The sequence below is a fragment of the Sphingobacterium sp. SRCM116780 genome (assembly GCF_021442025.1).
GTDB lineage: Bacteria > Bacteroidota > Bacteroidia > Sphingobacteriales > Sphingobacteriaceae > Sphingobacterium.
Map to the genome: position 1 here is coordinate 3,613,787 of NZ_CP090446.1, position 26,538 is coordinate 3,640,324.

Below are 26,538 nucleotides of genomic sequence, written 5' to 3' on the forward strand. Positions count from 1 at the left end.
GTTCTATCCTTCTTGATTTGAGGACAGCGTCCTAATTATCAACACCTAATTTAGCCTCTCCATCCCACAAATTAGATATTCATCACATTTTTAAAAAAATGTAAATTCCAAACTTGTATCATTGTATCAAACACGAAGACAATGAAAGTTAAAGTAAGAAAATATGAACAATTGCTCGTCACCCTTCTTGGTTTGATGGCAATTATGGGTTATATTTTACAGTATTTAAATCTGATGCCAGTTTATACTGATGGATTTCGTCAGTATAATATGATCCATCCCAATCTTCATTTTGATTATACTGCTAATCTTTTTTGGCCACGTATTGGAGTAATGGTATTGTTGATGGTTGTTTATTTCTGGATCAATCTTTTCACCTTACCACAAATTCGACGAACAAGCTATAGATCGTTCTTTATTTATCTTTGGGTTTTGCTTCAATTATTGTTACTGAGCTACCTGCTCGCAATTGGGGTAAACGTTGCAACTTATTATGCGCATCCAGCCTTGAATAACTATGGCGAATTTTCTTTATTCGCTTTATTTGGATATAATGAAAATCCCTTAACTGATTTATGGCAAGGATTTAATAAGGCGCTGATCTTTTTATCCGTATATGGAACTTATGCTGGTATCCGCGAATATGTTATCTATCGTATCCAGAACTCTGGTCCAAAAAGTAATTACCGGATTCTAATCGCTAATCAAATATCTGTTTCAATATGTATTTTCTTATTGCTGCCTAATCTGGTATCCGCTTTCCATATCATTAACGATGATAGCATATACCGTGCTTATTTTATCTTTATACCATCTGTTATATTTGTCTATTTTAGCAATACTTATTGGCTGTTCACGTGTTTTTCAAATAAGCCAGGAATTTCGTTTCAATTTATCTGGAGGCTTGTAATTTCTACATTGTTCTATTCCTTACCCCTCTTTGAATTGCTTTTAAACAAAGCTGGTGTAGCTCCTCATTTATGGCTAATTAATGCCCTAATTCAACTTGTTGTTATCACACCAGTTACCTGGATCCTTTACCAGCAAAGAAAGGACAAGATAAGAGAGTTAAGAGGCGTCGAAATTGCCTTATCCAAATCGACAGCTGATCTACAGTTTTTACGTTCGCAAATTAATCCGCATTTTTTGTTTAATGTCCTGAACACAATATATGCGACTGCCCTGGTAGATGGTTCCAAAAGAACGGCTAACGCAATACAAATGCTAGGAGATATGATGAGATTTATGTTGGATGACAATCATCTCGACTTTATCCCTTTGGATAATGAATTAGATTATCTTAGAAATTATATCGCATTGCAAAAATTGCGCATTCAGGATTCGGATCACATTAATATAAGTGAGGATATAACTGTTGAAGACTTTAGCCATCAAATTATTCCGATGCTGTTGATTCCTTTCATAGAAAATGCTTTTAAGCATGGGATAAACATGAATGAGAGGTCTTGGGTCAAAATAAATCTGACATGCAACCATGATAACATTCGCCTGGAAGTAAGGAACAGTTTACACCTAAAAGAAACAAACGATCCTGAAAAGAAGCATACTGGTATTGGTCTTCAAAATGTGAAAGAACGACTCATACTGTTTTATGAAGGTCGGCACCAGCTCAGTTATGCTGCGACTGAAGACGAATTTATTGTTGAACTAATGATCGAGCCAACAACCCATAAGTCATGAACAAACTACGAGCGATAGCCATAGACGATGAACCTTTAGCATTAGAGGTCGTCAAAAACTTACTGGATGAAGTTCCATTTGTTGAATTATTGAGATCTTTCACCAAAGCGATTGATACCATTACATTCCTTCAGGAAAATGCCATCGACGTTATCTTTTTGGATATTAAGATGCCTGGTCTCTCAGGTATTGAATTTATAAGATCCCTTTCGAACCCTCCAATGGTAATATTTACTACTGCTTATAGTGAACATGCGGTGCAGAGTTTTGAATTGGATGCTATTGATTATCTACTAAAACCATTTTCTTTTTCGCGCCTGCTAAAAGCTTGCAATAAAGCAATGACATTACATCAATTGAAAGCTGATACTAGCCATCCAGTTGTGGAGTCGTTACCTACTCTATTTATAAAGAGTGGCTATGAACAAGTAAGAATAGATCTGGGTGATCTACGGTATATTGAGAGTGTTGGTAATTATATTCGGTTCCACCTAACGGATCAAACGATTACTTCCCGTCTTACGATGACTGAAGCAGAAGACTTGCTACCAGTAAAAGCCTTCGTCAGGATACATCGTTCATTCATCGTCTCTAAAACAAAAATAACTAAGATTGATAAACGAAGCGTCTGGATAACAGAACTGGAAGTTCCAATTGGCATATCTTATGCCCCTGAAATTGAAAATCTGCTAAAAAATAAAACCTAAATAAGGTATAATCTTAAAATAAACCATATATGATCTTCAAAAAATTAATGACAATTTTATTGTCAATAGGATTTGCTTTGCCCATTTTTTCCCAGCAGATAAAGCAAAAAATAGAATATAACAATAACATTATCAATGGAGTAATCATTGATACAAGTACAAATATAAAGCTTAAAGATGTTACAGTAATCATATTAAACAACCAAGACTCTATTATCAAGAAGTTTACAAGAACGCAATCGGATGGCAGTTTTTTGATGAATAGACTTCAGTATGGCAGTTACCTTCTTTACGTTTCTTACCCTGGTTATGTCGACTATTCTGAAAAATTCAATTTGGACTCCAATAACACAACCAAAGATTTTAACATAATCGGACTGGTCTTAAAAACTAACTTACTGAAAGAGGTAATCATAAAAAAGACTGTATCTGCAATTAACATAAAGGGAGATACTACGGAATATAATGCAAAGGCCTATAAATTAGAACTAAATGCCAAAGTGGAAGATTTATTAAAGCGACTACCCGGCATACAAATCGACAAAAATGGTAAGATTTCTGCTCAGGGGGAAACAATCAATAAGGTACTTGTCGACGGCGAAGAATTCTTTGGTGATGATCCAACATTGGTAACCAGAAATCTACGTGCAGACATGGTTGATAAGGTACAATTGTTTGATAAAAAAAGTGATCAAGCAACCTTAACAGGTATGAATGACGGTAAAACAGATAAGACCCTGAACATTAAGCTGAAGGAAGATAAAAAAAACGGCTATTTTGGAAAAGCTGATGTTGGAATTGGAACTGATGGCTATTATCAAGGGCAGTTGATGTTTAATTCATTTAATGCAAAGCAAAGATTTTCAGTTTATGGAATTATGGGTAATGATGGCAAAACCAGTCTCAACTGGCAGGATAATGCGAAGTATGCGACTTCTAATATTGACATCTCCGAGCCTGGAATGATGATTGACTTGGGTGGTTATGATGAGCTGGAATCGCATAATGGACAGTATAATGGCAAAGGGCTGCCTATTGCACGTATAGGAGGAATCCATTACGATAATAAATGGAGCCATAATACATTAAGTATTAATACCAATTATAAGATTGGAGCATTAACCGTAGATGGCACAAACAACATACAAACCCAAAATAATATTACAACAGGTAGTCTCCTAAGTAATTCTGACCAAAGTTTTCACAACAATATCTTTCGTCAAAAAATAGATGGTGTTTTTCAAATCAAACCTGATAGTACTTCCAATATTCAGATAACTTGGAATGGTGGGATCAAAAATATTAAACAAATTAATCATTCGTTTACGACTACTGACAGTGGAGAAGGCTTGTTATTGAATGATAATGTATTAAATAGTTCATCCAATACCGATCAGCAAAACTTTACGTCAGGTCTACTATACACGAAAAAATTAAAGAGACGAGGCAGAAGTTTTTCTTTAAATCTTATCGGATCGATAAATAAAGTCAATACGACAGGACTGTTAGATTCTAAAACCAACCTTTACATCAATTATCTGTCTGGTAGCCAGCAGTTAACCAATCAACAGAAAACCAATAGAATATCTAACAATGCGTCCAATGCCATTGTAAATTACTCAGAACCTTTATCAGAGCATCTATTAATGATCGTTAATTATGGATTGGCCACAGGTAATAGCACATCTAGTCAACAAACATTTAATCAATCAGTCAATAGTACTTATAGCGATTTTGACAGTTTGTATAGTAACCATTTTAAAGTGAAACAACTGACTAATCAATTTGGTCTCAATTTCAACCTGGTTAAAAACAAAACAATGTTAGCTTTTGGCAGTAAAGTAAGTACTGTCAATTTTCGGGAGTCGGATGATTACTCAAAAATGGTATTAAACCGAAATTTTACACTTTGGAATCCACAGGTCAACTTTCAATATCACATTTCGCAGCAATCATCTATGGGAATGAACTATGAAGGTAATTCTAATGAGCCCACAGTAATGCAGTTACAGCCTGTTTTGGTCAATAATGACCCTTTAAATATCATACAAGGGAATCCCAATTTAACACCATCATTTAGCAGCCGTATATTAATTCGTTATCAGTCTTATAATCCACTAAATGGCCAACTTATCGGTGTATTTGCGAGTTACCAATCAGTTACTAATCCTGTGGTAAGTAATCTAAAAACGGATGCTACTGGCAGAACTATTAGTCGGTTTATCAATCTAAATGATAAAAATTTAAAAAACCTTAATTTTTCAGTTTTTTTTGACCGTAAAATTAAACCACTAGATCTCAATTTAGGGATCAACTTTAATATTAACGGGAACACCTATTACGATATTTCAAATGGCAATCTTAACCGAACCAATTATAACGTTTACACTTTACAAACAAGGTTTTCCAAATCTGTTGAGCACCTTTACGAATTTAATGCCTCTCTAGGCCCTACGTACACCGTTAGCGGCTCTTCTTTGCAAAAAACTATTAATAATAATGGAAGAGGCTTTACTGGTAACGGCGACTTTACCGTTTACCTGCCGGGTAAATTTCAGATATCTTCCAATATCAATTATCAGTATAATAGCAAAACAGCTACATTTAATACCGATTTTTCCAAGCTGATTCTGAACAGCTCTTTAAGTAAGTTATTTCTTCGGGAACAAACGCTAAAACTTTCTTTATTGGGGAATGATCTGCTGAACCAGAATACCGGATTTAATAGAAATGTCACCAGTAATATGATCACACAAAGCAACTACAATACGATAAAACGATGTTTTATGATCGCCTTGACCTATGACTTTAATAAAACTGGAAGCGATAAAATAAAAAACAATTAACAACATGAAAAAACTAATTTTAAGTATATGCATCCTAATAATTGTCAACTGCTCTACGTATGCGCAGAACATACGGTTTATTCGTTCAGGGATTATCACCTATCAAAAAACTGTTAATATGTACGCCATCATACAACGAGGCATAACAAAGGAAAACGAAACTTTTTTTAAACCTGCATTCGAAGCATATAAACAGCAACATCCACAGTTTAAGGAATTGAAAAGTACGTTAACATTCCGTAATAATAAAACCTTATTTACTCCCATTGGTAATGTCACTTCAATCATGAGTTTTTTTAATGATCCCCAAATATCCATGCAGAATAATGTTTCCTATACTGATCTGGACACTAAACAATTCATTAGTAAAAAGAAGGTATTTGATGATATTTATCTTTTAAATGATCGTGTACAAAATATTAAGTGGAAGTTTACGGATGAGGTTCGCGACATAGCTGGTTACCCCTGTCGCCGGGCTAATGGTATTATACTCGATTCTGTTTACATGGTTGCATTCTATACGGATAAGATTCCCGTTTCTGGGGGACCAGAATCATTCCATGGTTTACCAGGAATGATCTTGCAATTAGCATTACCACATGAAAACGTAAGCTGGATCGCCACCAAAATTGAGGATGTTAATATACAACCCGATTCAATTCTACCTCCAAAAGACGGTACGATAATTAATTACAAAGGATTGATCGATAAACTCAAGAGCATTACAAAGGATGACGCAAAAAGTGAATCAACGAATTTAAAAGCATTGTTATTATAGCTGACACCATAGATTTTTTGTGCTTTTAAAATCAAGCTGTAGTCTTAAAGCAGTGCATAAGTAGGGACTAAGCAGGGATAAAGCAGGGATAAAGCGTTGTAAAAGCGTTTCTTCGAGAAGCACCATTATAGCATATACTTCGCACAGATAAATTGCAGGTTAAACATGTTAAGTCGATACGTATATACTTTGATCGCTATCTGTGACACGCATATGCGACCGATCTAGGACAACTGTCTATCAACTGTTCCTTGAATAAGATTCAATTATTGTTCGAATTGGTTCCGAAAATATTTCGGAACTGATTTGACTTAACGTTGATGGGGCAAAGCGTCTTATTTGTCATACCGTTGAAGACAAGTTGAATAGATATCCTACCAATATCGCACGTTGGTTAAGGAACAGATGAGGATGTAACGTAGTATGTACGAATCAATACCGAACATTGTAGGCACTTGTATGGACTTTCAAGGACTTTTATCTATAATTAAATAGCGCGAGCATTTTTCAAAAAGCGAATCTTTTTAAAAGAAGAAGTCAGATTTGAACGGTTTTTCTCTACCTGAATACTTGTAAAAGCATTCAGAGTCTTGAGTGCAGTAATTTTTCATTTGAAATCGATATCGTAAAAACGTTATTAAATTTCAAAAATAAATACTTACTATTGTGCTACAGTACCTATATTTTATCCAACTCATAGTTTAAGGATATGAACGTTCACGACAATCTTTCCGATAACGAATTGATTGATCTGCTCAAAGCAAATCAAGAACAGGCTTTGTCTGCTTTATACTTTCGTTACTGGGATAAATTACTGGTTGTTGCAGGAAATCATATCCACGATTATGATATCGCGGAAGAATCCGTACAAGATGTGTTCGTTAGCCTTTGGAAACGTCGGCATTCCTTAGATTTAAAGTACTCGCTAGCCAATTATTTAGCTGTAGCTATTAAATACCGGGTAATCTCACAACAGGACAAGCAATATCGCTATCTTAAAAACATCGAATCGTCATCCAACGAAAATAACTATCACCTGTCTCCAGCAGCAGATGAATTGATCCTAGAAAAGGAAATCTTGCAAAAAATAGAGGCCTCCATCGATAAGTTACCAGAAAAATGTAGGATTATTTTTCGCATGAACCGGGAAGAGGGGAAAACCTACAAGCAAATTGCGAATGAACTGGATATCTCAGAAAAAACAGTGGAGACCCATATCTCTAAAGCAATTAAACACCTACGAAACGATCTTACCTGCATACCTCCAGCTGTTATATTATGGTTAATAGGTAGCCGTTTTTAATATTCATAAAAAATATCAAAAAAATCTTTTCCTTAACTCAGGGTAGACTTTGTCCAAATCAGACTATATAATAAAGAGCATCTGAAATGGAAGAACAATTTGATCAAACTTATATCCTAGAGCTTGCCTATAAAATCAAAACAGGAACCATTAATGATGAGGAATTGTCCCATTATAACAAATGGTATCGTAGTTTAAATAAAGATTTTATTGAAATACCTGAAGATTATGCAAATAACCTTGAGGAGATCCGTGACCGGATGTATACTAATCTGATGCAACAGGTTACTGTTGAAGTTGATGTAAAGATGTTCAAAATCAGCGCTATCTGGTGGAAATCCGCTGCAGCTGCAGTATTATTAATCGGAAGTTTGTTTTTCTTCTTGGACAGATGGGAGCCTGGAATATTAAAACGGGAAGCATCTGTGGTATCACCAAATATTGCACCAGGTAAACAGTCCGCTACCTTGACATTAGCTGATGGTAAAAAGATTGTATTATCTAACTCTTTAAATGGGAAGCTGATTGAAGAAGCCGGAGTGCGTATTACTAAAACTGAAGATGGGGAATTGATATATGAAATGAGTGATAAGACCCCTCCTTCCCGGAATAAAACCAATATACTTTCTACAGCAAAAGGAGAAACTTATCGGATACGTTTACCTGATGGTTCCCTCGTCACTTTAAATGCAGCTTCCAGTTTGACATTCACCACGACATTAAATGATGGAAAGGGACTACGCAAAGTTGGTCTCAGTGGCGAAGCGTATTTTGAAATCGCAAAAGATAAGCAACATCCTTTTATAGTTACCACGAATAGTCAGAAACTGGAGGTTTTAGGAACACATTTTAATGTCAATTCATATGCAGAGGAAGGGGTAACAAAGACAACTTTATTAGAAGGATCGGTTAAAGTTTCAGGAACAACTGGTGTAAAAGTTTTAAAGCCTGGTCAACAGTCAGAACTGTCCGAAAGGGGTATGTCTGTTAAGAATGTGGAAGTTGAGGATGCCGTAGCTTGGAAAAATGGGTATTTTATGTTCAATAGTGAACCTTTGGAAAGTATCATGAATAGGATCGCCAGATGGTACAAAGCGGAGCTGTTCTATGAAGATCCCCAACTTAAGAAAGAAACTTTCTTTGGACGCGTAAGCAGGAGTGAACACCTGGAGAAGGTCTTAAATACGCTCGAAGGAACAGATGTCGTGAAGTTTGAATTAAAGGGGAACGTAATAAAAATTAAACGAAAAAAGAAGTAAACCATTCACTAACCTAAAGACAATAAATATGAAAAATCAGAAAGATAGTTCTTAACCAGAATCTAAGTAGTTTGATATAAAAGACTCCGATTTGCGGTCGGAGCCTTTAAAATCTGATTACAAAAATATTGATAAACCAATTATTTATGAATCAAGCGATTGTGCCGTCCTTCTAAAACTTACACAACGCTAATACAGACAATCAAATGTACAAAATTTATACTAAATTTTTCTGTATGCCTTCTGGAGGTATACCTAAACTGTTATTAATAATGAAGCTCACCACATTCATATTAATTATCTCATTAATGCAGGTTAGTGCAGCAACTTTTGGTCAGAGGATGACTTTAAAGCAAAGCAATATAACCCTTGAAAAAGTATTCAGGGAGATCATCAGACAAACAGGATATGATGTACTAATTACAGATACTAAATTCCAATTGTCTAAGAAAATCAATGTAAACTTTAACAAAGCACCCTTATCTGAAGTGCTAGATCAACTCGTTCAAGGAACAAATCTGACTTATAGTATTGATGACAAAAGTGTTAAGCTGAAGGAGCGCAAAGCCTATATGACAGATCCTACAATTTCTCAACAGCAATACGTTGATTTGAATGGTAAAGTAATTGATGAGAATGGAAAGCCCATAGCGGGCGTTAGCTTATTGGTAAATGGGAAAGGGGCAAGTACAGATCTAGAAGGTCGTTTTTTATTGCGCAACATACATGATAATGATGTTATTCGTGTAACCAGTGTTGGTTATGAATCTATTGATTTTCAAATTATTAAAAATTCCAGCAGTTATGTTTTGGCTGCTTTGAGAAAGAGCCAAAGTGAGCTGTTGAGTATCACTTACGGCGCAAGACCATCGATCACAATAAAGCTTAAGCAAGCAATCAGCGTCTTGAACGAGACTGTAGTAATCGGATATGGAAGTCAAAAGAAAGAAGATGTAACTGGATCAATATCTTCAATAGATGATAAAACGTTAATGCAGAATACGGTGGGCACTGCAAGTTTTGACCGTGCGTTAGGTGGATTGGCAAAAGGAGTATTTGTATCACAAAGTACAGGTGATCCTGGTGCAAGCGCTAGTATCAATATCAGAGGTTTTACCTCTCCTTTTTCAGGAGGAAGTAACCAGCCGCTATTTGTGATTGATGGGGTAAGTTTTAATCTAGATGCTCCTTTCAATACGGGAGGTTTTACAAACAGTATGCCGCAAGCGAATCCACTGTTATCACTTGATCCGAATAATATAGAAAGCATCGACATCTTAAAGGATGCTGCAGCTACAGCTATTTATGGTTCTAGGGGTGCAAACGGTGTCATTATCGTCACTACGAAAAAAGGTAAGAAAGGGGAAAAGACTCAGGTAGATTTTTCATTTACCACCTCAATTGGTAAGCCTGCAAATCAGCTAAAGCTCATGAATACAGATCAGTTTAAAACTTATACCGACCTGATCTTCAAGAACACAGTTGACGCAGTAAATAAGGGGCAGGTAAGCGCTGGTAATCTTGCACCGTTTATTGATGGTAAAATGGCCGATATTAAAAAGGATCTTGTAACGAATAAATATGTGTATAATGGGTTGAATCCTACTTATTTTGGAAAGGAGAATACCAATTGGGTTGATGAAATTTACAGAGATAATGCCTTAACTCACCAGGCCAACCTCAATTTTAGAGGAAGTTCCAACAATACAACTTATAGTTTAGGCGGATCGTATCTGGATCAGAATGGAACCATGATCAACAGTTCTCTAAAACAATATAATTTTTATACCAATCTGAATATGAACTTAAATAAGTTTATTACAGTCGGTAGTTCTATTCGTGTTGGACATACCTTAAATAAGTCAGGAAGATTTGGTGCCGGATCTGAAGCAAGCTCATTTGTGTTAACTGCAAGACCAGATTTGCCTGTATTTAATGAGCAGGGAGGATTTATGTTGCAATCTAATTTTGATTTTGGCTATGAAGCTTTCAGTCCTAATCCTGTGGCACAGTTGCAGTATAAAATGGCCGATAAAGGATATACCTTATTGGGAAATGCCTTTGCAGAAGTAGCTGTGTTGAAAAATTTGAAGATAAAGGCAGATTTTAATACCGGATTATTTCTAACCAAAGGAGATTTCTTTAGCCCAACGGTGACAAACGGTTTTTATCCAGGTAGTCCCTTACAGGAAGCCACATTACAAATTTCAGATGCATTGAACTTCAATAAGGTGATAAATTTGACAGCAAATTATCTACTTGCATTGGATAAGCATCATATGGAATTTGTAGCGGGTTATGCCGTGGATAGAACTACTGTGAGAAGAGGATTTACATATTTCTCTGGTTTTCCAGATGATGAGGTGCTGATTAATGCAAACAATGCTGCCAGTGTAATTGACTATGGTGACGGCAGAATTGAATCGGGTCTCAATTCTATTTTTGGCAGAGCACTATATAACTACGACAATCGGTATCTGGCAACAGTTAACTTTCGTTCTGATGCTTCTTCGAAATTTGGACCGGATAAAAAGCGTGGGTATTTCCCCTCTGTTTCATTAGGCTGGAATATGAATAATGAGGCTTTTTTTAAAGAACAGAATTTGGTTGAACACTTAAAATTAAGGGGAAGTTTAGGAAGGACAGGATCTTCAAATATTGACGATTTCTCTTATTTTCAGTTCTTCGAAAAGGGATTTAGAGATAACGGTATTTACAATGGTTTACCAGCGGTTTTGTTTTCATCAACACTACCTAATGCTGATATTTCATGGGAAACGACAACCGAATACAATCTTGGACTTGATTTTGGTTTTAAGGCAAGACGCGTGTATGGAAGTATCGACTTTTACAACAGGGAAACTAAAGGTGCGTTGGCACCAACACCTTTTCCTTTAGAGTTGGGCCCTGAAGTTTTTACTTCTAATCTGGTAAATATGTCGAACAAAGGATTGGAGTTAGAGCTTGGTGTCGATATATTACGTAACAAGCAGGGGTTTAACTGGAGTGTGGCTGCTAACTGGTCCTTCAATCGCAGTAAAATCAAGTCATTAAATGGAGCTGTTATTCCTTCGTATCAGCTGGATAGTTATATTGTTGGAGAACCTGTTGGAACGATAAAAGGTTATAAGGTTGCGGGCATTTTTCAAAATCAAGCAGAAGTAGACGCTTTAAATGCAGCTGCTGCAACAAAATATGGCGCTGGTACTTATTACGAACGTAAAGGAACAAGTGTTGGAGATTATAAAACCATTGATGTGGATGGCGATGGACGAATTACAGATGCCGATAGAGCTGTTATTGGAAGTATAGAACCCGATTTCTTTGGTGGATTGACAAACACTTTTGCCTACAAAGGTTTTGAGCTGACTGCGTTTTGTCAATTTGTATCAGGTGTAGAGGCTGACTGGAGAAATGCCCGTATGAATGGACGTAGTTATCCTGCAAAAAATAATTTGGTTATGTATGCAGACAATACCTGGACACCTGAAAACCCCAATGCTGAATTTGCAAGGGTGGTGTATACCGATCCAGGAAACAATAGAAAAGTAACCGATCGTAATATTTATGATGCTTCTTATTTTAAGTTAAAGAACCTTTACATGAGGTACACTTTCCCTACAACAATTTCTAAAAAATTGATGGTTTCGAATTTAGCCCTGTTTACTTCCATGTCGAATGTATTCACCATAACCAAATGGCCAGGCACAGATCCAGAGACAGTTTCAGGAGTAAATATTCCGTTAAGAGGTACCAATACAGATCCTTACCCGCTGACCAGAAATATATCATTCGGTTTATCAGTTAACTTCTAAATTCTAAAAAAATGAGATCATTAAATATATATAAGTTAAGTGGATTACTCCTTTTAAGCACGCTTTCTATTGTTCAGTCTTGCAACATTGATGATATAAAACCTTCCAATGCGATCACGGAAGAAAATGTGATTCGTGATGAAACTACGGCGCAGTACGTGCTAAATAGTGTTTATGTAAGATGGCGTGCCTGGTATACAGGTTCATCTGCTGTTTATCAGGGTTATTTGAGTAATGAAATTATTCCAACAGCAATATTGGACGAAGCGGAAGGAATGGATGTTAATAATGTTACGCCTGATAACCAATTTGTACAAGGATACTACACGGAGCTCTATGGCCTTATTAACCAGGCAAATTGGTTAATTGCGTCCTTGGAAGCAGATAAAGCTCCTGGCATGAGTGCTGTAAGAAAAAATGAAATGATTGCTGAAGCCAAGTGTCAGCGTGCAATGGCTCATTTTAACCTATTGAGATGTTTTGGTCAGTTTTATGATTTAAATTCTCAGTATGGTGTTGTAATCAGACTAGAGCCTTCCAGAGGTTTGCAAATAGACGCGAGAAAGACTGTTCAGGAATCCTATGACGCAATCATTAACGACTTGCAATTTGCAGCCATTAATGGGCCAAAAGGAGTTGTACATACCCAGGTGAGCAGCACTACCGCAAGTGCATTCTTAGCCAAAGTTTATCTGTATGCTGGTAATTTTTCTGCAGCACAATCCGAAGCCCTAAAAGTGATGAATAATACGGATAGTTATGGTCTTGAAGGTAATTTTAAAGATATCTTCTTAAAAAGATTCGAGTCTAAAGAGACCTTATTCTCCCCTTTTGCAAATGGTGATACAGAGAAACATCCTTCGATGAGCAGAATTCAACTTACGCTTTATTCAAATGATTTGGAGCAATTGGCTAATAATCAGGTAGCAGGTGGCGGTAGCTTGAGTGGTAATGGCAGTGGATATGATCCGCGATTCAGCTATGCTTATGCCGTCAATTCGAAAGGACCTCAATTCAATGGAAAGTACCCTTATTTTGATCGGGATTTTTCAAATACATTTCCAATATCAGGGCTTACAACCTATCAGCTTAGGATGGCCGAAATCTATTTGATCCATGCAGAAGCAAAGGCACGTTTAGCGACTGGAAACACAGCAGATACTGAGGCAATTGCTGATGTAAATGCAATTAGATTGAGAGCTGGTGGACTGAGTCCGATTGCTCCTGCTAATAAAGCAGCTTTGCTAGTTGCTATCCGTCAGGAGAAATTACTGGAATTATTTGGCGAAAATGGAGAACCCTGGTTTGATATTGTACGTTTTGATCGATTAGGAGACTTGAATGCCGCTACTGTTAAATCAACAATTAGCAATGCGAACAAGTTCATTATGCCGCTGGCTAAGACGGTACTATTAGGTAACAACAAATTAATTCAAAACCCAGGTTATCCAAGTTATTAAACCACCTATACACTTTATAAACAAAAGAAAATGATTAAGAAATTATTATTCATGCTGACCATATGTGGTAGCACCTGGATGGCATTAGGACAAAAGAAAATGAATGGAACAGAGGCGACTGTTGTGGTTGAGCAAAGTTCAGTTAAGGCAGACTCTATGTGGGTTGTTGATCCGATAAAGGATAAGGCTTTTTTTGTAAAACCTGATGCTCAGGGACGTTTTGTGATTACCTTCAAACCCGTTTTTCCACGATTGGTTAAAATTGGAATTGATGCACCTAAGAAATGGCGGATTGAGCTTGACCTGGAAAATGGCGATGCGATAAAGATTGAAACTGATTATGCCGCGAACACCAAGTTTTCTGGTAAAGGGGCAATGAAGGCAGAAGTGCTATTTCGGGATACAAAAGCTTATATTGATGCTGATCGGAAAATGGAAATGGAAAAAATCCCTGCAAATGATTTGCAGCAACAATTTACCCATATCGCCGATCAGTCTATCGCATTTTTGGAAGCTAATAAGCAACATGTCAGTCCTGTTTTTTATAAGGAACAATCAATTAAATTTAAGTATGGTCGTTTGGGGCGTCAGTTTGATGTGCCGATCTATTTAAAAAACTGGGGAGGACGCAAATTGTCAACGGTTATACCAGATGGCTATTGGGATTTGGATAAAGGGCTTAAAATGGATGATCAGTTGCTTTCGAATACGGGGTATACCAATCTTATGATGTATAGTTATGTGAGCTTTTTAAGATTAAAAGCGCTTGCTGATCAGGGAATGCTGGATAGTGCTTTATCTATTGAGAAAAGAACTGAGTTAGATTATAGCCTAATTGAAAAGAACTATACAGGAAAAACCCGTAGTATGGCTTTGCGAACAACGCTACAATCTGGGTTTAACAGAGCTAAAGATGTAGAGGTATTTAAACCGTTACTGGATAAATATATAAGTCAGTATGCTACTCATGAGGATGCTACGTTGGCATTGAGTAACTACAATAGCTTTGCTAAAACGAATGTTGGGAAGGTGCCACCTTTCTTTACACTTAAGGATCTGGATGAAAAGGATGTTACCTTGAAAGATTTTACCGGCAAGGTGGTGTACATGGACTTTTGGGCCAGCTGGTGTAGTCCATGCCGACACGAGATGCAAGAAGGTAATCCTAAATTACATGCAGCATTTAAAGATAATAAGGATGTTGTTTTTCTTTATGTAAGTATTGATGATCGGGCTGATTTATGGAGAAAAGCCATTGCGGAAGATAAAATTGAAGGAGTTCATGTACTTTCGGCAGGTGGTTTTAATAGTCCTGTTGGTAAAGCATTTAATATTAATGGCGTTCCACATTATATCCTTATCGGAAAGGATGGAAAAATAGTTGATAATAATGCGTCAAGACCCAGTGAGGATATAACCCAGACGAAGATTAACGAAGCTTTACAGGCTAAGTAAAATTTTATATAAATCCGTTAAATAGCCTTTTAAGTGTTGTATCATAATTATGATGTCGACACTTAAAAGGCTATTTGTTTGAAGAGACTGTATAGTTGATCCCTCAATAAAGTAGCTTTATAGTAAATACTATTTGTTCCGATTGTTGTTCGGAAAAAGTCCATATTATTACTAAAGTTTAATTGCAAAACTGCCGTTGAGTTTTGTAATCAGCCCGTCTGATGAACAAACTATTAAGTAAAATCTTCATACATGGTTATTTTGAGTTTAAATCTAATAATCCACTATTCAAAAGCCAAAACAATTGACAATTCGTAGCAGTTGACTTACAATTCGTTAAGAAGGATGCAATTTGCTATTGGTGGTGAGTTTCGTGAGGGATTAAATGGCATAAAAAAAGGAAACACTCCTATCTGGTTTAAGTGTTCGCTCTTTCAGCGGTCACTTAAATTTAATATTAAAACAAAGACTCTGTCTGGAAATAGAGCAGAGAGATAATGGTTAAGAGCTTTAAATTTTATATAGCAGAAAAGGGAATGAACTACGTATAGTGCAGTATTTCGGTCTGGAGACCTTAGTTTTCGAATGAGGATTTAAGTGATCCTTTGGAACACTTAAACCAGAGTGGGTTTCATAGAAGCACTTCAGCCGCCATATTGCCAAACCAATGTTGTGCGTTCCGCATTGATTACGTTAGTTATATTCAGTTAATTTATCTTTTAATAATTTTTCAAGTTCGTTAAAATTACACTTCAGAACAGTAGAAGTTATTGAGAAAGGTGTTCCAAATTTTTTCATATTTTTTGCCATTAACTTCCGTTTCATTCCACTTGCTTCCTCTAACTTTTCTTCAGGATTTTTCACAAAAATTAGCAAAAATCTCATTAACATAAATTCCACTGATTTTATATCTGTAATCTCATTCCATTTAATTAATCCATTGCTCATTAAACTGATGTTATCATTAATTCCGTTGCTGTCAATTGTCAAATTATTTTTTGAAACTAATATTTTTAATCTGTAAATGCTTGTAGTAAAATAAATTGAGACGAAAACAATTCCAGTCAATATTCTAAATTCTGAACTTATTTTGGATGTAGAAATAAAATTATGAGGATTTAAAATGACAATTATTCCCAAAGTCACACAAAATAATGAAAGGGATAAAGCCATTAGTGTCTTTTTCTTGTCTATTTCAATTTCAATTTTCTTCATTTTATACTTTGTGGTTGATTTTAGGGAGAAACAGTCAATATGCTGATGTACAACTCGAATATATGGCTATTGCTCAATTTCAAAAATTAGCGTAGCGATATGATAAGAGCTGTTTTCCATTTTTATTCTTTTTTATTTTGTTTCGTGTATAAACGTTTAAACTCGCTTATTGACAGATTGGTTATTTGTGTTAAAGAAAACAATCCACTATCCAAATGCCAAAACCATTTACAATTCGTAGCAGTTGGCTTACAATTCGTTAAGAAGGATGTAATTTGCTATTGGTGGTGAGTTTGAGACACATATTTTTATTGGCATAAAAAAAGGAAACACCTATGATAAAGTGTTTCCTTTAGTAGCCCGTAGGGGAATCGAACCCCTGTTTCTAGAATGAAAATCTAACGTCCTAACCCCTAGACGAACGGGCCATTTTTTGCATCTCTTAACGAGATTTCCTTGTTTGGAGATGCAAATATAGCGCTTTTTATCAATCTTCCAAAAAAGATTTCAAAATTTATTAGATCAAATCGAAACCGATATCTCTTCTAAAATATTTTCCTTCAAAATAAATACGTCCAGCGTCGGCAGTTGCCTGTTGCAAAGCATCAAATAATGTGTCTTGTAACGTCGTCACTGCGATAACACGACCACCTGCAGTTACCACATGCTCTCCCTCAGATTTGGTTCCTGCATGGAAAATGATGGACTCTTTTACATTCTCTAAATTTGAAATTACTTTTCCCGATTCATAATCCCCAGGATAACCCCCTGCCACCAACATGACAGTAACAGCTGTTTTTGATGTCACAGTATACGAACGAGTATCCAAGTTACCTTGTGCAACTCCTTCCAATAAATCAACTAAATCAGATTCAATACGAGGTAAAACAGATTCTGTTTCCGGATCCCCCATGCGTACATTATATTCAATTACTAACGGTTCTCCTTCAACATTCATTAATCCGATGAAGATAAATCCCTTATATGGTATTCCATCTTTTTTCAGTCCATCAACCGTAGGTTTGATAATCCGTTCCTCCACTTTACTTAGAAACACCTCATCAGCAAAAGGTACAGGTGATATTGATCCCATCCCTCCTGTATTCAAACCCGTATCTCCCTCTCCAATCCGTTTATAATCTTTAGCAGAAGGCAATACTTTATAAGAATTACCATCAGTCAAGACAAAAACAGACAGCTCAATTCCTTTTAAGAATTCTTCCACAACAACAACATCACTAGCAGCTCCGAATTTCGAATCAGCAATCATTGCTTTTAATTCTAGTTTTGCATCTTCTAGCGTCTCACAAATCAAAACACCCTTACCTGCAGCTAAACCATCAGCTTTTAAAACAATAGGTAATTTCTGTGTTTCCAGATAAGCTAATCCCTCTTCTAAATTTCCTTTATCAAAAGAACGAGAAGCCGCCGTTGGGATACCATGACGATCCATAAACTGTTTTGAAAAATCTTTTGAACCTTCCAACTGAGCACCCTCTTGTTGTGGACCTATAACCGGTATATGTTTCAAATCTGCTCGATCCAAGAAATAATCATGAATACCTTTTACAAGAGGTTCTTCAGGACCTACCAAAACCATGTTGACATCATTCTCCAACACAAAATTTGCAATACCATCAAAATCTGTCACTTTAAGAGCGACATTCTGACCATAAGCACCAGTACCAGCATTACCTGGAGCGATAAACAAATTATGAAGACGTTTACTTTGCGAAAGTTTATAGGCGAAGGCTGATTCACGACCGCCAGAACCAATGATTAGGATATTCATAGCACAAAGATATTTCTTTTAGGCTAAATAAAAGGAGAAAAATTACAATTGTCGTGTTATCCGCTTAAAAACAATGAAATGTTTAATTATTTTTCGTATTTTTTCAAAAACATTGAACATAGATTTATGAGCTTTAAGTCAATTATCCTGAGTTTATTATTTATCGTACCAACTATAACTTTTGGACAAACAGCAATTGACAATTTAGTAGAGAAATTAGATAACTATGCTTCAAAGAATATAAAAGAAAAAGTTCACGTTCATACGGATAAAGACAGCTATTCTGCAGGTGAAAGTATCTGGATGAAACTCTATTGCACGTTATCTCCTGATAATGTATTGAGCAATAGGAGTCGTATTGCTTACATCGACATTCTTTCTCCCAATAATAAGACGATTAAATCTATTAAAATTCCACTAACCGCTGGTTTAGGAATTGGCGATTTTACCATTCCCGATTCTGCAACAGAAGGGTCTTATCGTATTCGTGCCTACACACAATGGATGAGAAATGACAGTACGGCATACTTTTTTGACAAGACAATTCAAGTATACAATGGTCGATCTGATAATACCATGACTGCAGATCAAATCATTATGGTTAATAATAAAACATATTATGCCATTGATCTCAAAACATTAGCAGGAAACCCTTTGACAGAAACTAGTGTGAGCTACAAAGCAATACTAAAAAATGGAAACGAAAAGTCAGGTCGAGAAAAAACAGATCCGCAAGGAAGAGTATTGATTGAATTAAAAGATCAACAACAAGTGGATAAAGTAAATCTAACTTTTAAATCTATAGATGGTCGGATAGTCCATAAAATCTTTACTGTTCCACCTGCTAAATCATCCAATAGTTTGCAAATCTTTCCTGAATCAGGGACAATTATCAATCAAATAAATACAAAAATAGGATTCAAAACACTTAATAATAAAGGTTTAGGAGAAAAGGCAACAATCCAGGTTATAGATAATGCAAATGAAGAAATAGCTTCTTTAGAAACCAATGTATTGGGTATGGCAAGCTTTCCGTTTATATTAGACGCTCAGAAAAAATATACGGCTATTGCTACATTTCATGATGGTTCACAAACGAAGACCACTTTCCCGGAAATAAGTACTTCTGGTTTAAACATGACTGTAGCCAATCTTATTGATGATAAAATATTTGTACAAGTAAACGCGAGTCCAGATCAAATTAATAATGATGAAATTTTTCTAATCGCTCAATACCTAGGAAACACCTTTCATGTTGCGAAACAAAAATTAAATAAAGAAGAAATACTTTTTTCCATTCCTCGAAAAAACATACCTGCGGGTGTCATTCAAATTAGTATTATGAATGCAAACCTACAACCACTATTAGAAAGAATCATCTTCAACTATAGAACAGACAAAGTTTTAGCGATTAATACAAGCACAGATAAAATAAACTATGGAACAAGACAAAAAGTAAAAGTTTCTATTCAAACAGATAGTCACCAAGATTCTATTCGAGTAAGCTCGTTATCGGCAGCTGTTGTCAACAGCAATAAGACAAAAAAAGATAGTGTTTCCAAGACAAGTATATTCACCTCTCTATTGTTATGCTCAGAGATAAATGGATTCATTGAAAATCCGCAATACTATTTCTCAGATCCAAACGGACTCAAAAAATCGGAACTTGATGACCTTATGCTTATTCAGGGTTGGAGAAAACTAGACTGGTCAACTTTTGCCAATATGCCAGAAAAACCAAAATTCAACATGGAAACAGGAATTACAGTATCTGGCACTATAAAAAAACTCGCAAGAAAGGCTATTGTACCCAAAGCAACAGTAACCTTATTACCAACAACAAATCTATTAGGTGGCGTAGATACATTAACCAATAATGAAGGAAAATTCATGTTTGATGATTTAATCTTTGCAGACAGTGTAAAATTTATTATCACAGCCAAAACCGAAAAAGAAAAAAATAGATTAGATATTGACTTAGATAAGATACCAGAAGTTTCAGATTCAATCGGTAAAAACTTACCAGAAATAATCAATAATGTGAACACAGAATATTTAGGAAGTATAAAAAATACCCAAGCCTATTTCGCTCAATTAGAAAAAGCTGGATTAATGCAAAAATCGATACAATTAGAGGAAGTCAAAATAACACGTACTACTCAAAACAAAGTTTCGTCATCTTCCAGTAACTTAAACGGCCCTGGTCATGCTGATCAAATTCTGACAGCAGAAGATTTATCCACGTGCAGTACTTTAGACCAATGTTTAGCAGGGCGATTAGTTGGTGTCATCTTTAGAGATGGTATCCCTTATAATACAAGAGGAAATGGACCTATGCAAGTTGTCCTGGATGGAATGTATATTGATGGGGATCAAATTTCCTCATTAAACATACAAGACATTGGTAGTATTGAAGTATTAAGAAGTGCAAATTACGCCACTATATATGGCTCTTTTGGGGGAAATGGGCTCCTTATTATCACAACAAAAACAGGTTCAGGACTTTCAAGCACCTACACGCCTACAGGAATTCGAACTTTTATGCCAAAAGGATTTCATGTAAATAGATCCTTTTTTAAACCTACTTACGAAACAGGTCAAACAGGGAAATTAACTTCCGATTTAAGAACAACAATACATTGGGAACCCAATATCATCACAGATCAGTCTGGGAAATCTAGTTTTGAGTTTTACACATCAGATGAAAAGGGTCCATATACGCTTATCATAGAAGGTGCTGACTTCAATGGAAGAATTGGCAGAAAAGAAATAATAATTAACGTCACAGAATAATTTAGAAAGTTTTTATGCAACATATACAGGTTAAAACAGAAGACAGGATCGCAAATGTATTTTTGGATCGCGGGAAATCCAATGCGATGGACACTGTCCTATTGGAAGAGTTAAAAAGCACCATACAAACATTAAAATCAGATCAAGTTATTGAAGGGGTCATCATTCATGGTAAAGAAGGCTTCTTTAGTGCTGGATTGGATTTAATTACCCTATATGATTACAATGAACAGGAAATCAAAGATTTTTGGGAGCTATTCTTAAATACGACTCAAGAATTAGCTTCCTTTCCAAAACCACTTGTATCCGCTATTTCTGGCCATAGCCCTGCAGGAGGATGCGTCATTGCACTCTGTTGTGACTATCGTATTATGGCTGAAGGAGAATTTATTATTGGTCTCAACGAGATCCCGGTTGGATTGATTGTTCCCGATAGTATTTTCCAACTATACAGCTTTTGGCTTGGTAAAGCAAATGCTTATCGTTTCTTATTAGAAGGGAAACTGCTAAAACCACAAGAAGCCCTACAAGTTGGTTTAATTGACGAAGTTGTTGCTGCAAATGCCATTCAAACAGCTGCCCTACGTAAAATAAAATCCGTAACCCAGTTTAATAAAGAAACTTGGCAAACTTGTAAATTAAATTTTAGAAAAGAATTATTGGAAAAATTAGCTGTAAATCAAACCGATACGATAGAAAAGATATTAACACAATGGTGGAAACCATCCACACGTAGTATATTAAAAACAATTATTGATAACCTAAAAAACAAACACAACAAGTAGCGTTTTAACGACCAATATTATTTTATTTAAGTCATTGGTTATTCTAATTTTGTAAACTAAATAAGAATTCATTTTCACCTATTAATGATATCAAGCATGTTAAGAAGAATATTTGGACTCTGTCTCATTTTTGTCGTACTGTTAGCCAGCTGTAATAGAACCGCTGAGAAAAAAGAACGTCAGCTTGATTCCATTGATACGATAGCCAAGGACACCCTAGTCAAACCTGTAGACTCTGTCAGTATCCCAGAGGAAACGTCAAAAGGAGAATCTCTTCAACAGGCTATTTCAGCGATTACACATGCATATAACACACAAGATACTAAAACATTAAATCAATATATCGATAATAAGATCGGTTTTTATACGATATACCGACCTGGTGTTCAGGAAATATATGTTCACGCATCAGCGATTGATTTTAATCATCCTATTCCAGACTATTACCCTTACCCAAAATCAAATTTTTCAGGGAAAGTGATCTTTGGTCAACTCCCCATTTATGATTGCGGAAAAGAAAGTTGGAATAAAAAGGGATTGTTTTGCAATAACAAACAACATCCTACTGCGTTATCACACACAGCCAAATACATGAATGAAATTTTAGAATCCAAAATTAGTGAGACAGAGATGCAAAAATTGAAAGCACTAGAAGCCAAAAGTTATCGGGTTATTTTAGCAGAAAAAAATGCTTCTTTTGTTTTTCATATTACACAAAGTGGTGATAAATGGATTTTAACAGTTATCGATCGTGCATATGGCGGTTGTGATGCTTAATTGAAAGAATTTTATTATTATCAATAAAAAAAAGAATTTTAATCCTAAAAATATTTAAATTGACATTTTAATTCAAAAAACAATGGTTAATCTAGATCAAGAAATACAAGCAAAAGTTAATCAATGGCTTAGCTCAGAGTATGATGAAGCAACTCGTACTGCTTTACAACAATTAATTGACAATAACGAAACAACTGAATTGACCGATTCATTCTATAAAGATTTGGAATTTGGAACAGGTGGTCTACGTGGGATTATGGGCATCGGATCCAATAGGATGAATAAATACACGATCGGGAAAGCGACTCAAGGTTTAGCGAATTATTTAAAAAAACAGTTCCAAAATCAGACAATCAAAGTTGCTATTTCTTACGATAGTCGTAATAATTCGCAAGCTTTTGGCCAATTAGTTGCAGATGTATTCTCCGCAAATGGGATCCAAGTTTATTTATTTAATCAACTGCGTCCTACACCCGAGCTTTCATTCGCTATTCGTCATTTTGGTTGTCAAAGTGGTGTGATGCTAACAGCCTCTCATAATCCAAAGGAATACAATGGTTATAAAGCTTATTGGAATGATGGATGCCAATTAACAGCTCCACATGATGAAAATGTGATTACAGAAGTAAATGCTATTCAAAGCGTATCTGAGATATTATTCACATCGAATCCTAATAATATTATTGCGGTTGGAGAAGAAATTGATAACATCTATATTCAGGAAAATAAAAAACTAAGCATTCATCCCGAAGCTGTTCAAGCGCAAAAGGATCTTAAAATTGTATTCTCTCCTATCCATGGAACAGGAATCACGATTGTTCCTAAGTTATTAGAAGCTTGGGGATTCGAAAACGTCATCGTAGTGGAAGAACAAGCGATTCCAGATGGCAATTTTCCAACGGTCATTTATCCAAATCCGGAAGAGGAAGATGCGATGGCATTGGCGAAAAAGAAAGGTGAACAAGTGGATGCAGACCTTGTATTAGCAACAGATCCAGATGCTGATCGTGTAGGAATAGCGATAAAAAATGATAAAGGAGCGTTTCAGTTATTAAATGGAAACCAAATTGGTAGTTTATTGGTATATTATGTTTTAAGTTCTAAGAAAGAGCAAAACAAACTCCATAACAACCCCTATATTGTCAAAACAATCGTAACTACAAATCTTCAAGCTGATATCGCTAAACATTTTCATGTTCCTTATTACGAAACCTTAACAGGCTTTAAGTACATTGGCGAGTTAATGACAAAATTAGGCGATTCTGCGACCTATCTTGTTGGTGGCGAAGAAAGCTACGGATATTTAGTCGGAAGCCTTGTACGTGACAAAGATGCGCCTAATGCTTGTGCTTTCTTAGCCGAGATGACCGCTTACTATAAATCACAAGGGAAGTCATTGTACGATGTCCTTTTAAGTATCTATCAAGAATTTGGATGCTATCAGGAAAAATTAGTTTCATTAACTAAAAAAGGAAAAGCTGGTGCTGAGGAAATCAAAACCATGATGAGCAATCTTCGGGCTAATCTTCCTACATCATTAGGAAATGTCAATGTTATAGAAGTCCGTGATTACCAGAATTCCGTTGCCATTGACATTGCTTCAGGAGAGAGAAAAGCGATTGATCTACCAATTTCTGATGTGTTACAATTCATTACCATCGATGGAGATGTGATTTCTGCACGCCCATCAGGTACTGAGCCAAAGATTAAGTTCTACTGTTCAGTAAAAGCCCCGTTAAAGGATAAATCAGCTTATGCTGATCTTCAGCAGGAATTGTCTGCTAAGGTAGACCGAATGATGGCTGATATTATTTAAACAAAGGACATGAATAAGTGGAAACTACTAACATCAGAATATATTCATAAAGCTTCTTGGGCGACTTTAAGACGCGATACCTGCGAACTTCCAAACGGAATGATCAATGATCATTATTATGTCTTAGAATATCCCAATTGGGTAAATATGGTCGGTATTACAGAAGATAATAAACTGATCGTTATCAAGCAATATCGCCACGCTGCGGGGGAGGTTATTCTCGAGATCCCAGCGGGGACTATGGAAGAAGGAGAAGAGCCGCAATATGCTGCTGAAAGAGAGATGTTGGAGGAAACAGGTTATTCTTTCTCAAAAATTGAAAAAATAGCAGAACTATATGCCAACCCTGCTACAAGCAAAAATATTACCCATACCTACTTAATGCAGGGGGGTAAAAAGATACAAGAGCAAGATTTAGATGAAAGTGAAGAGATCGATGTTTTTTTAGTCTCCATGGAAGAAGCGAAAGAATTACTCCTCCAAAATAAATTTGGTCAGGCATTACAGGCTTCAGCCTTATTTTATGCCTTTCACAAATTGAAAATATTTTAAGGAAAACCCCATTAAAATATTACAGAAAACAACTGATAAAGGGCTATTTTATATCAAAATAGCCCTTTCTTTATGAATTAACAAATTGTTATCTTATCCCCCTTTCCTTTTCCTCAGCCTAGCATTTTTTGTACCTTTGCAGGATGGTAAGGGAAATATTTGAAACCAAAAGAAAGGCACTCAAAATAAATCTAAATGCAGAGATTTATGGCACATTTGCAGAGATTGGAGCTGGTCAAGAAGTAGCGCGTAATTTTTTTAACGCGGGCGCTGCATCAGGAACAATTGCAAAAACAATGTCAGCCTATGATATGACATTTAGTGATGCCATCTATGGAGAAGAAGAAGATGGTCGCTATGTAAGCCGTACACGCTTAACGAAGATGCTACAGCATGAATTTGATTTATTGACGACACGCCTACACAGCGAAAAATATGACAATAAAAAATTCTTTGCCTTTGCAGATACCGTTACCACATTAAATTTTACAAAAACAAACGAACCTCATGGTTGGATTGGTTTACGGTTTCAACATGAGGTAGATGGCCCCGTAAACGATATTATTATTCACGTTCGATTACTTGATAGTGACAACCAGTTACAGCAAAAAGTATTGGGTATCATCGGTGTCAACTTACTATTTGCGGCATACTATTATGCCGACAACGCACAGATCATGATCGAGTCGTTGGTTGACAACTTATCTATAGGATCAGTAGAAATTGATTTAGTAAAAGTAGATGGCCCCTTATTTAAAAATGTCAACGAAAGACTAATCAATTTATATCTTATTGCAAAAGGGTTTGCGAAGGCTGCTATTTTTAGACCTGATGGAAAAGCTGCTCAGATTAAAGATTACCTTTATAAAAAGAACATCATTCTTTTAAGAACAAAATACCGTCAGAAATCGCTTCCGAACTTTGATCTATTCAATCTTGCTGTTGATCAATTCAAAAAGAACACAGGAGCAACTGCAGAAAATACCGTCGTATTAATCGAAGTATTGATGGGTAACGTTCTGGAAGAGGATCATATCATTACCGCAAGTGATCTAGAAGAATTTGCGAAACGTGCAGAAGAACTTTGTTCTACAGGAAACAATATTATGGTCAGCAATTTCAGAAGAAACAATCACCTAGCAGAATTTATCAATAATTTCAAACCAATGAATATTGGTATCGCCACAAACGTTTCCAATCTACGCAATATCTTCAACTCAGACAATTACAATAAAGAGCAATATACGAACGAACTTCTTTCCTATATTTCGGGTATGTTTAACAAAAATATTAAATTGTACGCTTATCCATATTTGTTAAAAAAGGACAACAAAATTATTACGACAAAAAACATGTCCGTTTCTGAAGAAGCAAGACCATTATTTGATTTCTTAATAAAAAATGGCTATATCATTGATATCGAAAACTACGATATCAAACACGTTAAAACGGTATAAAATAATGATAAACAGAAAAGGCTCCAA

17 protein-coding genes and 1 tRNA gene are annotated in these 26,538 nt (G+C 35.8%); 15 read left to right on the forward strand and 3 right to left on the reverse strand.

All coding sequences use genetic code 11. The features are described from left to right. Positions 1-141: 141 nt before the first annotated feature. The 9 genes from LZQ00_RS15560 to LZQ00_RS15600 all read left to right on the forward strand — a co-directional run bounded on the left by LZQ00_RS15560 (position 142) and on the right by LZQ00_RS15600 (position 15,324). Entirely contained in the window at positions 142-1,701 is a 1,560-nt protein-coding gene (locus LZQ00_RS15560; protein ID WP_234510184.1) for a sensor histidine kinase, read from the forward strand. Continuing rightward, on the forward strand, positions 1,698-2,408 hold the full coding sequence (locus LZQ00_RS15565) for a LytR/AlgR family response regulator transcription factor (RefSeq protein ID WP_234510185.1): 711 nt from the start codon (positions 1,698-1,700) through the stop codon (positions 2,406-2,408). The genes LZQ00_RS15560 and LZQ00_RS15565 overlap by 4 nt, the downstream gene beginning before the upstream one ends. A 29-nt stretch (positions 2,409-2,437) precedes the next feature. Then, complete coding sequence (locus tag LZQ00_RS15570) at positions 2,438-5,254, forward strand: outer membrane beta-barrel protein (protein WP_234510186.1); 2,817 nt, start codon at positions 2,438-2,440, stop codon at positions 5,252-5,254. A gap of 4 nt (positions 5,255-5,258) precedes the next feature. Continuing rightward, positions 5,259-6,032: a GLPGLI family protein gene (locus tag LZQ00_RS15575; protein ID WP_234510187.1), complete on the forward strand. Its 774-nt coding sequence runs from the start codon at positions 5,259-5,261 to the stop codon at positions 6,030-6,032. 709 nt (positions 6,033-6,741) lie between these two features. Continuing rightward, the gene (locus LZQ00_RS15580) at positions 6,742-7,335 is read left to right on the forward strand and encodes an RNA polymerase sigma-70 factor (RefSeq protein WP_234510188.1); all 594 of its coding nucleotides are present in this window, start codon (positions 6,742-6,744) and stop codon (positions 7,333-7,335) included. A gap of 86 nt (positions 7,336-7,421) precedes the next feature. Continuing rightward, on the forward strand, positions 7,422-8,594 hold the full coding sequence (locus LZQ00_RS15585; protein ID WP_234510189.1) for a FecR family protein: 1,173 nt from the start codon (positions 7,422-7,424) through the stop codon (positions 8,592-8,594). A gap of 206 nt (positions 8,595-8,800) precedes the next feature. Further along, positions 8,801-12,409 (forward strand): SusC/RagA family TonB-linked outer membrane protein, encoded by a 3,609-nt coding sequence (locus LZQ00_RS15590; RefSeq protein ID WP_234510190.1) that lies wholly within the window; start codon positions 8,801-8,803, stop codon positions 12,407-12,409. A gap of 11 nt (positions 12,410-12,420) precedes the next feature. Beyond that, positions 12,421-13,869, forward strand: a complete 1,449-nt coding sequence (locus LZQ00_RS15595) for a RagB/SusD family nutrient uptake outer membrane protein (RefSeq protein WP_234510191.1) — start codon at positions 12,421-12,423, stop codon at positions 13,867-13,869. 30 nt (positions 13,870-13,899) lie between these two features. Further along, complete coding sequence (locus LZQ00_RS15600) at positions 13,900-15,324, forward strand: TlpA family protein disulfide reductase (protein ID WP_234510192.1); 1,425 nt, start codon at positions 13,900-13,902, stop codon at positions 15,322-15,324. A 693-nt stretch (positions 15,325-16,017) separates the two neighbouring features. Here the strand turns inward: LZQ00_RS15600 and LZQ00_RS15605 are convergent. The 3 genes from LZQ00_RS15605 to purD form a co-directional block, all read right to left on the reverse strand. Beyond that, entirely contained in the window at positions 16,018-16,539 is a 522-nt protein-coding gene (locus LZQ00_RS15605; protein WP_234510193.1) for an STM3941 family protein, read from the reverse strand. 356 nt (positions 16,540-16,895) lie between these two features. Beyond that, positions 16,896-16,967: transfer RNA gene (locus LZQ00_RS15610), tRNA-Glu, on the reverse strand. Between the two features lie 89 nt (positions 16,968-17,056). Continuing rightward, positions 17,057-18,331, reverse strand: a complete 1,275-nt coding sequence (purD, locus tag LZQ00_RS15615; protein WP_234510194.1) for a phosphoribosylamine--glycine ligase — start codon at positions 18,329-18,331, stop codon at positions 17,057-17,059. A gap of 126 nt (positions 18,332-18,457) precedes the next feature. Here purD and LZQ00_RS15620 point away from each other — a divergent pair, with 126 nt between their 5' ends. From LZQ00_RS15620 to LZQ00_RS15645, 6 genes are all read left to right on the forward strand, one after another. Continuing rightward, positions 18,458-21,124 carry a TonB-dependent receptor plug domain-containing protein gene (locus LZQ00_RS15620; RefSeq protein WP_234510195.1) on the forward strand — a complete coding sequence of 889 codons (2,667 nt, stop codon included), beginning with the start codon at positions 18,458-18,460 and terminating at the stop codon, positions 21,122-21,124. A gap of 14 nt (positions 21,125-21,138) precedes the next feature. Further along, entirely contained in the window at positions 21,139-21,909 is a 771-nt protein-coding gene (locus LZQ00_RS15625; protein WP_234510196.1) for an enoyl-CoA hydratase/isomerase family protein, read from the forward strand. Between the two features lie 96 nt (positions 21,910-22,005). Continuing rightward, positions 22,006-22,686 (forward strand): hypothetical protein, encoded by a 681-nt coding sequence (locus LZQ00_RS15630; protein ID WP_234510197.1) that lies wholly within the window; start codon positions 22,006-22,008, stop codon positions 22,684-22,686. A gap of 82 nt (positions 22,687-22,768) precedes the next feature. Beyond that, complete coding sequence (locus tag LZQ00_RS15635; RefSeq protein ID WP_234510198.1) at positions 22,769-24,502, forward strand: phospho-sugar mutase; 1,734 nt, start codon at positions 22,769-22,771, stop codon at positions 24,500-24,502. Between the two features lie 9 nt (positions 24,503-24,511). Continuing rightward, on the forward strand, positions 24,512-25,054 hold the full coding sequence (locus LZQ00_RS15640; protein ID WP_234510199.1) for an NUDIX hydrolase: 543 nt from the start codon (positions 24,512-24,514) through the stop codon (positions 25,052-25,054). Between the two features lie 143 nt (positions 25,055-25,197). After that, complete coding sequence (locus LZQ00_RS15645) at positions 25,198-26,511, forward strand: nicotinamide mononucleotide adenylyltransferase (RefSeq protein WP_234510200.1); 1,314 nt, start codon at positions 25,198-25,200, stop codon at positions 26,509-26,511. Positions 26,512-26,538 lie beyond the last annotated feature (27 nt).

Excerpts from the sequence above, each read along its gene's own strand:
- LZQ00_RS15595 (WP_234510191.1), top strand. The coding sequence starts at position 12,421 with ATGAGATCATTAAATATATATAAGTTAAGTGGATTACTCCTTTTAAGC.
- LZQ00_RS15635 (WP_234510198.1), top strand. The coding sequence starts at position 22,769 with ATGGTTAATCTAGATCAAGAAATACAAGCAAAAGTTAATCAATGGCTT.
- LZQ00_RS15645 (WP_234510200.1), top strand. The coding sequence starts at position 25,198 with ATGGTAAGGGAAATATTTGAAACCAAAAGAAAGGCACTCAAAATAAAT.
- LZQ00_RS15565 (WP_234510185.1), top strand. The coding sequence starts at position 1,698 with ATGAACAAACTACGAGCGATAGCCATAGACGATGAACCTTTAGCATTA.
- LZQ00_RS15575 (WP_234510187.1), top strand. The coding sequence starts at position 5,259 with ATGAAAAAACTAATTTTAAGTATATGCATCCTAATAATTGTCAACTGC.
- LZQ00_RS15605 (WP_234510193.1), bottom strand. The coding sequence starts at position 16,539 with ATGAAGAAAATTGAAATTGAAATAGACAAGAAAAAGACACTAATGGCT.
- LZQ00_RS15590 (WP_234510190.1), top strand. The coding sequence starts at position 8,801 with ATGTACAAAATTTATACTAAATTTTTCTGTATGCCTTCTGGAGGTATA.
- LZQ00_RS15580 (WP_234510188.1), top strand. The coding sequence starts at position 6,742 with ATGAACGTTCACGACAATCTTTCCGATAACGAATTGATTGATCTGCTC.
- LZQ00_RS15630 (WP_234510197.1), top strand. The coding sequence starts at position 22,006 with ATGTTAAGAAGAATATTTGGACTCTGTCTCATTTTTGTCGTACTGTTA.
- LZQ00_RS15570 (WP_234510186.1), top strand. The coding sequence starts at position 2,438 with ATGATCTTCAAAAAATTAATGACAATTTTATTGTCAATAGGATTTGCT.
- purD (WP_234510194.1), bottom strand. The coding sequence starts at position 18,331 with ATGAATATCCTAATCATTGGTTCTGGCGGTCGTGAATCAGCCTTCGCC.
- LZQ00_RS15640 (WP_234510199.1), top strand. The coding sequence starts at position 24,512 with ATGAATAAGTGGAAACTACTAACATCAGAATATATTCATAAAGCTTCT.
- LZQ00_RS15560 (WP_234510184.1), top strand. The coding sequence starts at position 142 with ATGAAAGTTAAAGTAAGAAAATATGAACAATTGCTCGTCACCCTTCTT.
- LZQ00_RS15585 (WP_234510189.1), top strand. The coding sequence starts at position 7,422 with ATGGAAGAACAATTTGATCAAACTTATATCCTAGAGCTTGCCTATAAA.
- LZQ00_RS15620 (WP_234510195.1), top strand. The coding sequence starts at position 18,458 with ATGAGCTTTAAGTCAATTATCCTGAGTTTATTATTTATCGTACCAACT.
- LZQ00_RS15625 (WP_234510196.1), top strand. The coding sequence starts at position 21,139 with ATGCAACATATACAGGTTAAAACAGAAGACAGGATCGCAAATGTATTT.
- LZQ00_RS15600 (WP_234510192.1), top strand. The coding sequence starts at position 13,900 with ATGATTAAGAAATTATTATTCATGCTGACCATATGTGGTAGCACCTGG.